The organism is Cyanobium sp. WKJ7-Wakatipu, assembly GCF_024345355.1.
GTDB classification, from domain to species: domain Bacteria; phylum Cyanobacteriota; class Cyanobacteriia; order PCC-6307; family Cyanobiaceae; genus Cyanobium_A; species Cyanobium_A usitatum.
Genome location: NZ_JAGQAY010000053.1, coordinates 1 through 7,621, shown reverse-complemented (window position 1 = coordinate 7,621; position 7,621 = coordinate 1). Strand labels below are relative to the sequence as shown.

The window sequence follows — 7,621 nt, the reverse complement described above, 5'->3', positions numbered from 1 at the left end:
GGCTGGCAGGCTTTCAATCGATCCGCACCGGGATGCAGTCGGTGATGCACGACATCACGGCGCTGATGGCGATGGTCATGCGCAGGACACAGCCCAACCCTTGCTAAGACTTTGAATCAGCCCTGCCCGGCCAGGAGATCCGAAAGACCAGGCCCTGCGTGGTCGTCTCTCCGGATGAACTCAATGCCCATATGGGCAGGTTCATCGTGGCTCCGCTCACCACTGGCGGGCGTGCCTATCCATTCCGCGTGCCCTGCACCTTTCAGAGCAGGGAGGGCCATGTTGTCCCTGATCAGCTGCGCACGGTGGATCGTGAGCGGCTGGTGAAACGGCTGGGCGCCCTCCCCGAGGAGGCTCTGCTTCAGGTGCTCTCCGTGCTGCAGGAGATGTTTGCGGTGTAGGGGTGGAGGGCAGACAGTGCAGGCCCGCTGGTCAAAGTGCGTTCGTATCGGCCAGACTTGGCGGTATGACACCCACGGCCCGCCCCTGCAGTTACTCCTACGTGGTGGATGAGCCGCTGCTGCACACGATCGCGGCCGAGATCCAGGCGGTGATTCCCGGCGCCGAGGTCCGTTTGTTCGGCTCCCGTGCCAGCGGCACCGAGCGGCCCGATTCCGATCTGGATCTACTGGTGACCGTGCCCGATGAATGGTTGGTGGCGCATTCGCGGTTTGAGGAGACAGGGGATCTGAGCCGAAAGTTGGCTCATCACAGAATTCCTATTGATCTGCTCCTCTATTCCGATACAGAAGTGCAGGAGCGACGTCAGTACAGCCAGCATGTGGTGACTGAGGCTTATCGCTACGGGAAAGAGCTTCATGCCCTCTGATCGCCAGCGCGAAGCGGCTCGGATGCTGCGCATTGCTCAACGGGATCTCAAGACTGCCAGGTCCATGCTGGATACCGATCTGTTTGACGAAGCCTCCTGGGGCTTCCATGTCCAACAGGCCACAGAAAAAGCTCTGAAAGCCTGGATTTCGGCGCTTGAACAGGTGTACCCGCGTACCCATGATCTCTCTCTGCTTGATCAGTTGATCTTCGATTTCGGGGGTGACCCAACCCGATTTCAATCGCTCGAGAATTTCACGCCCTTTGGATCGGTTCTCCGCTACGACGACGAGCCGGATTTCCTCAACCTCGACCGAGCTTTCTGGAACCAGCTCTGTGCTGACCTGCTCGATCACGTGGGCAGCCTGCTGCCATGAACGAGGCTGAAACCCGCGCCGAGCTGATCGATCCGCTGCTGGTGGCGGCCGGTTGGGGCGTGGTGGAGGGCAGCCGCATTCGCCGCGAGTTTCCGATCGCACCGGGGCGCATTGAGGGCTGCGGCCGGCGCGGCAAGTCCCTCAGCGCCGACTACGTGCTCAGCTACCGCAATACCGCCCTGGCGGTGGTGGAGGCCAAGGCCGATTCCCTGCCGCTCACCGAAGGCGTCGGCCAGGCCAAGGAATACGCCGCCAAGCTCCAGCTGCGCTTCACCTACGCCAGCAACGGCAAGGGCATCTACGCCATTGATCGGGAAACGGGCGAGGAAGGGGAGGCCGACGGTTTCCCCAGCCCCCAGGAGCTGTGGCAGCGCACCTTCGCCGAAGAGAACGCCTGGCGTGATCGCTTCGCCTCCATCCCCTACCCCGACAAGGGCGGCAGCTGGCAGATCCGCTTCTACCAGGAGATCGCCGTACAGAGGGTGCTGGAGGCGATCGCCTCCGGACGCGACCGCATTCTGTTGACTCTGGCCACCGGCACCGGCAAGACCTCGATCGCGTTTCAGATCCTCTGGAAGCTGTTTGCCGCCCGCTGGAACCTCTCCGGCGAACCCAGCCGCCGGCCGCGCATCCTGTTTCTGGCCGATCGCAATAACCTCGCCGATCAGGCCTTCAATGACTTCACCGCCTTCGCCGCCTTCGAGGAGAACGCCCTGGCGCGGATCGAACCCGACGACCTGCGCAAGAAGGGGCGGGTGCCCACCAACGCGAGTGTGTTCCTCACCATCTTCCAGACGTTCATGAGCGGTCCGCCGGTGGACGGCAAGCCCTCCCCATGGTTTGGCCAGTACCCGGCTGATTTCTTTGATTTCATCGTCATCGATGAATGCCATCGGGGCGGTGCCAACAACGAATCCACCTGGCGCGGCTTCCTCGAGTACTTCGCCCCCGCCGTGCAGCTGGGCCTCACCGCCACCCCCCGCCGCGCCGGCAACACCGACACCTACGCCTACTTCGGTGAGCCGGTCTACAGCTATTCGCTCAAGGAGGGCATCAACGACGGCTTCCTCACCCCCTTCCGCGTCAAGCAGATCACCACCACCCTCGACGAGTACGTCTACACCCCCGACGACACGGTGGTGGAGGGGGAGATCGAGGCCGGCAAGCTCTACAAGGAGGCCGATTTGAACAAGATCATCGAGATCCAGCAGCGAGAGCGCCAACGGGTCGAGATCTTCATGGCTCAGATGGATCAACGCCAGAAGGCGATCGTGTTCTGCGCAACCCAGGACCACGCCCTAGCCATCCGCGACCTAATCAACCAGCTCAAGAGCAGCACGGATCCCAACTACTGCCAGCGGGTCACCGCCAACGACGGCGAGCTGGGCAACACCTGGCTGCGGGCCTTCCAGGACAACGAGAAGACGATCCCCACCATCCTCACCACGTCGCAGAAGCTCTCCACCGGCGTGGATGCCCGCAACGTGCGCGCCATCGTGCTGCTCCGGCCCGTGAACTCAATGATTGAGTTCAAGCAAATCATCGGCCGTGGCACCCGCCTGTTTGACGGCAAGGACTATTTCACGATCTACGACTTCGTTAAAGCCCACCACCACTTCAGCGACCCTGAGTGGGATGGGGAGCCCCTGGAGCCTGAACCCGTTAGCCCCGGGCAAGCTCTTCCCCCACCTGAACCCCCAGAACCCAAGGCCCCCGACGGGGATGCCGACACCAGCGGCCAGCCCCAACGCCAAAAGGCTCGCATCAAGCTGGGCGACGGCAAGGAGCGCTCCATTCAGCACATGATGGTGACTAGCTTCTGGCACCCAGACGGCACACCGATGAGTTCCCAGCAGTTCCTGGAACTGCTTTATGGAAAACTGCCGGAGTTCGTGAAAGACGAAGCTGAGCTGCGGGAACTCTGGAGTTCCCCAGACACCCGCCGCAAGCTGCTGCAGGGCCTTGAGGAGAAGGGGTTTGGTGCAGCCCAGCTGGCCGAGATGCAGATGATTATCAATGCCGCGAACAGTGATCTTTTCGACGTGCTGGCCCATGTGTCCTATGCCCTGCAGCCCATCCCCCGTGAGGAGCGCGCTGCGCATGCACGCCTTTACATCCATTCCAAATGCACAAGTAAGCAGCAGCTCTTCCTGAATTTTGTTCTCCAGCACTACGTGACGCTGGGTGTGCAGGAGCTGGCTCTGGAAAAGCTCACGCCATTGCTGCAACTCCGCTACCAGAACTCCATCGCTGATGCCGTCGCTGATCTGGGCAGACCAGAAGACATCGGCCAGCTCTTTTCAAGCTTCCAGAGGTATCTCTATGAGGCATCTGCCTGATTCCTGCTTCGTTCTTTAAGGCCTGCAACCGCAAGGGAAAGTGCCTAACATTCCACTGCACCTGACCCGCCACCTAGGACTTGCTGGCACCCCCCCCCAGCTCATGGCGGGCAGGTGATCGAGAGCGTTAGAAGGATCTAAGGAAAGGCGGAAGCGCCGACGTCTTGACGTCAGGACGTCAAGACGTTAAGGTCGAGGAATGGATGAAACGAAACGGGCTACCATTTACTTCGATGCTGAAGTACATCGTGCACTGCGCCTAAGAGCTGCTGCATGTAACCGCTCAATTTCGGACATGGTCAATGAAGCGGTGAGCATGACATTGGCCGAAGATGCTGATGATTTGAAAGACGCTGATCAAAGGCAGGCTGAGCAAAGCTCTAGCTTCGAAGACTTTGTCACAAGCCTAAGAAATAGTGGCAGACTATAGCCTCTCGATTAAGCCATCAGCGGCTAAAGAGCTACAGTCGATATCTGACAAGGTGACGCTCACACGATTGATTGAGAAGATCAATTCACTGGCCACTCAACCGCGACCGTCAGGGTCTGAAAAGCTCGCGGGAAGGCCAAACCTTTATCGTGTCCGTCAAGGCAACTATAGGTTCATTTACTCCGTCGATGATCAGTCGCGTGTTGTCGACGTTGTAAAGGTTGGCCACAGAAGAGATGTCTACCGATGAGTGGACCTTCTAACATCAAAATACAGAAGACGTGAGCGTAGGAAGTCGGCAATGCCCAAGTTCGCTCGCCCGCTTCTGATCTTGAGCGTTAGGCAGTCAAAAAGAGTAATGATGTCGTAGTCGACAATTAAGGGAGGTCGAGTGGCGCGAAACGACGTCTTGATCATCGGCGCCGGCCCCTCCGGGCTATTTGCCGCTGCCGAACTCGCTCGCTACGGCGTGGAAGCGCGGCTCATTGAGCGGCAGGTGCGGACGCACCGCGAGGCGCGCGCCACGGCGATTCAGCCCGGCACCCTCGAGATCCTGGATTCCATCGGCCTGTTGCCGCCATTCCACGATGCCGCTGAGCAAGTCCGGTGTTCCCGCATGTACGGCCCGGACATGGCGGTTGTCGGCGCCACGAGTTTCGATGACATCGACTGCCGCTGTCATTTCCAGTGCAGCCTGCCGCAATACGAGACCCAGCGGATCCTTGAGGCACATCTCGCTTTGCTCTGCGGAGTAGTCGAGCGCGGGGTCACGGCGACCAAGGTGGAGGCGGACGCGGACGGGGTCCTCGTCGAGCTGGTGCATTCGGACGGCGGGACGGAGACGGTCCGTCCGAGCTTCGTCATTGGGGCGGATGGGGCGCACAGCGTCATCCGCCATTCGATGAGCGAGCCGCTCGATGGCGCAACCTACCGAGGGCATTTCCTCGTCGCCGACATCGCAATGCCGGGGCCGTTCCCGCGCGGTGAGGCTGGCGTCGTCTGCGGTCAAAGCGGCCTGCTACTGCTCGCACCGCTCCCGGGCGGTCGCTGGATCAGCTTCCAGGACCTGGAAGAAGAAGTGGAGACCGTATCTGCCGAAGACGTCGTTGCCCGGATTCATGCACGGCTCGGCGGGAAATATCGACCCACGGATGTCACCTGGTTCGCACCGTTTCGGATGCACAGGCGGATCGTTTCACGCCTGACGGACGGCCGGCGTTTCCTGATCGGCGACGCCGCTCACCTGTCGAGCCCATTCGGTGGAGAAGGGCTCAACGCGGGCCTGCATGACGCTTATGACCTCGCGTGGAAGCTCGCGCTCGTCTTGCGCGGCAACGCGCCTCGGTCGCTGCTCGACTACTACGCGGCGGAGCGCCAGATCGCTGATCGTCATGTACTTGACGTCTCCGACCAGGTGCATCGTTCGATCATCGATGTGCTCGACAACTTCCGGCAGCGCCGCAAGATGCAGGCCGCGATCGTGGATCCGGTCGCGGCCGCGCTACTACGAAACGCACGCGCCATGATTGATATTGACTACACGGGAAGTCCGCTCGTAGTCGACCACGCTGTAGGCAGGGCAGCCGTAGATGGGCCGCGTCCTGGGCAACGCTACCCCGACTGGACTCGGTTCGCCGGAACGGCGCACCACGTGCTCGTTTTTGGACCCGTAACGGACGCCGAGTCGCTTGCGCGGCTTGGCCGACGCTGGAACGAGCTCGTGCAGATCTCCCACAATCCCAGCGTCGATCCCGTCCGCGCCGGCGTCGCGGCGGGCGGCGTGATCATGATCCGCCCCGACGGCCACATCGGCTTCAGGTTCCCGTCCACCCAGGCGGAAGGGCTCGCTGCACTCGACCGCCACCTCTCCTCCTATCTGATTCCGGCCCAGCCGTAGGTGAATTCGAAGACTTGACAAACGAGCAGCCATCTCCAATCGTGCTGAGATAGGAATACTTAGATTGCCCATTCCGAGCTCAGGGTTAACGCAAAGTTGGGCCAGCTGATCTGTTATCCAATCCCGCTTCACTTGCTGACGCCGCATTGATTCGACTTTCTGAGATCAACGACTCACCTTTCCTTCCCACCACTGATATTGATCCACATTTACCGTCGTCATGGCAGGCAGGCGACACCTTTGGTCGGTCTGTAATTGCGATAGAGCCTCAGCGCGATGGCGAATCTGGCGGGCAGCACCGCATCCACCCCGGATGGGCATGGCGCAGGGCACTCCCTCCCTGTGCCGGCCGACACCTTGGGGATACGCAGTCCCGTGCCTAGCTTCCGGGTGAGATAGTTCTTCCCCATGGTCATCCGCACCCGCCTCGTCGAGCTATCCACCCTGGATGCCGTGGCCTACCGCCAGAAGCTGCGGGGCGGCCAGTCGGGAGTGGTGATCCTGCGCTCCGACAGCGCCCAGCCCGGCCTGGCCCTACTGAACCACCAGAGCGGCGAGCCCGATCTTGCCGCCAACACCTCCGCCGACCTCTAACCGCTGGAGGCGTTCCAGGAAGCCCTGGAGCTCACCTCCGGGCTGCCCTACAGCAACCGCGGCCCGGTGCGTTCGCCGGCGGCGGCGCCCGGTGCCCAGTCCGGAACCGCCCTGGATGCCCAGTCCGCGTCGCCGGAGCTGGCAGAGGAGCCCTCCGGTGCCGATCTGGCCACGGTTAACAGCGCCGATTACCAAGCGATCGTGAATGCCTACACCAATAAAAAGGGTGAGATCTCCTACGAGCTGCTCAACAAGGCGCTGATTCAGGCCGCCCGCTCCAACCCCTATGTGAGCGAGCTCGTGGCCCGCAGCGCCACGGAGGCGGAGATCCGCGACCACGTGGTGAAGGCCAACTTTGAAGCGGTCACCGGCAACCGCTCCTTCAGCCAGGCCGAGGTAAACGCCATCCTGGAGCTGCTCGATGCGGTGAGCCCCCGCTCGGTGCTGCGCGACTTCAATGAGGAACTGCGCCGCATGCTTGCCAACGCCCGCTGAGGCGTTCCAGCACCGCCGGATCGCACCCCCCTATCACCTTGGGCAAGCGTTTGTCAGAGGTTCATCTGCAGGGATTTCGCAGCATGCGATCCACATGACAATCCATTGACCTAGGAGCTGCAACGGGTTGCCCTACCCCTCGATTTCATTGAGGCACATAAGCATCAGATAAGCAGCAGATTGTTGTCTGGATACGCTTTAGGCTTGAAAAGTAAACCAATTACTCGCGTAATTAGGGGCTATCCTTTTCCTCTTGACCTCATGCTTTGGACGGGGCTAAAGCTGTCAGGTGAGAAAAATCTACGGTCCGCTGAATCGTTGAAGCTTCTACTTCATCCGCTTCGACACGCAATGGCGTACTGATGGCACTTCTCAACCTGGATTACCCCTGTCCCTGAGCATACGATCCAACCTTTAATACCTTTCCTAGAAATAAACTCATGAACTCTGAACTCACACCACCAAGCGAAGCCGAAACCACCGGCCGCTTTATTGTCACTTTCCGCGAAGAAGCTTCTACTGAGGCTATCGCTACTTTAGGGCACCTCGAAAAATCGCAAGACCGCTTGATAGCGACCGAATTTGAATTATACTAAGGCTTCAAGATTACATGCTTTCCATGGGCCAGCGAGGTTTCTGGGACGAACAACAAAGAGTTGCA

General features: G+C 60.3%; 10 protein-coding genes. All 10 read left to right on the top strand.

Annotated elements, in window-relative coordinates:
- The first annotated feature begins 122 nt into the window (after positions 1–122).
- The 10 genes from KBY83_RS15070 to KBY83_RS15025 all read left to right on the top strand — a co-directional run bounded on the left by KBY83_RS15070 (position 123) and on the right by KBY83_RS15025 (position 7,556).
- Positions 123–401, top strand: coding sequence for a type II toxin-antitoxin system PemK/MazF family toxin (locus KBY83_RS15070; RefSeq protein ID WP_255020383.1), 279 nt, complete (start codon positions 123–125; stop codon positions 399–401).
- A 65-nt stretch (positions 402–466) separates the two neighbouring features.
- The gene (locus tag KBY83_RS15065) at positions 467–829 is read left to right on the top strand and encodes a nucleotidyltransferase domain-containing protein (RefSeq protein ID WP_255020382.1); all 363 of its coding nucleotides are present in this window, start codon (positions 467–469) and stop codon (positions 827–829) included.
- Entirely contained in the window at positions 819–1,205 is a 387-nt protein-coding gene (locus tag KBY83_RS15060) for a HEPN domain-containing protein (protein ID WP_255020381.1), read from the top strand. Before KBY83_RS15065 ends, KBY83_RS15060 begins: the two co-directional genes overlap by 11 nt.
- Positions 1,202–3,544: an EcoAI/FtnUII family type I restriction enzme subunit R gene (gene hsdR, locus KBY83_RS15055; protein WP_255020380.1), complete on the top strand. Its 2,343-nt coding sequence runs from the start codon at positions 1,202–1,204 to the stop codon at positions 3,542–3,544. The genes KBY83_RS15060 and hsdR overlap by 4 nt, the downstream gene beginning before the upstream one ends.
- A gap of 199 nt (positions 3,545–3,743) precedes the next feature.
- A complete protein-coding gene (locus tag KBY83_RS15050) occupies positions 3,744–3,974 on the top strand; it encodes a CopG family transcriptional regulator (RefSeq protein WP_255020379.1) in 231 nt (76 codons plus the stop codon).
- Complete coding sequence (locus KBY83_RS15045; protein WP_255020378.1) at positions 3,961–4,224, top strand: type II toxin-antitoxin system RelE/ParE family toxin; 264 nt, start codon at positions 3,961–3,963, stop codon at positions 4,222–4,224. Before KBY83_RS15050 ends, KBY83_RS15045 begins: the two co-directional genes overlap by 14 nt.
- A 159-nt stretch (positions 4,225–4,383) precedes the next feature.
- Entirely contained in the window at positions 4,384–5,871 is a 1,488-nt protein-coding gene (locus tag KBY83_RS15040; RefSeq protein ID WP_255020377.1) for an FAD-dependent monooxygenase, read from the top strand.
- Between the two features lie 408 nt (positions 5,872–6,279).
- A complete protein-coding gene (locus KBY83_RS15035) occupies positions 6,280–6,465 on the top strand; it encodes a hypothetical protein (RefSeq protein WP_255020376.1) in 186 nt (61 codons plus the stop codon).
- Positions 6,466–6,531: 66 nt separating this feature from the next.
- A complete protein-coding gene (locus tag KBY83_RS15030) occupies positions 6,532–6,960 on the top strand; it encodes a hypothetical protein (protein ID WP_255020375.1) in 429 nt (142 codons plus the stop codon).
- A 440-nt stretch (positions 6,961–7,400) separates the two neighbouring features.
- Positions 7,401–7,556 carry a hypothetical protein gene (locus tag KBY83_RS15025; protein ID WP_255020374.1) on the top strand — a complete coding sequence of 52 codons (156 nt, stop codon included), beginning with the start codon at positions 7,401–7,403 and terminating at the stop codon, positions 7,554–7,556.
- Positions 7,557–7,621: the final 65 nt, after the last annotated feature.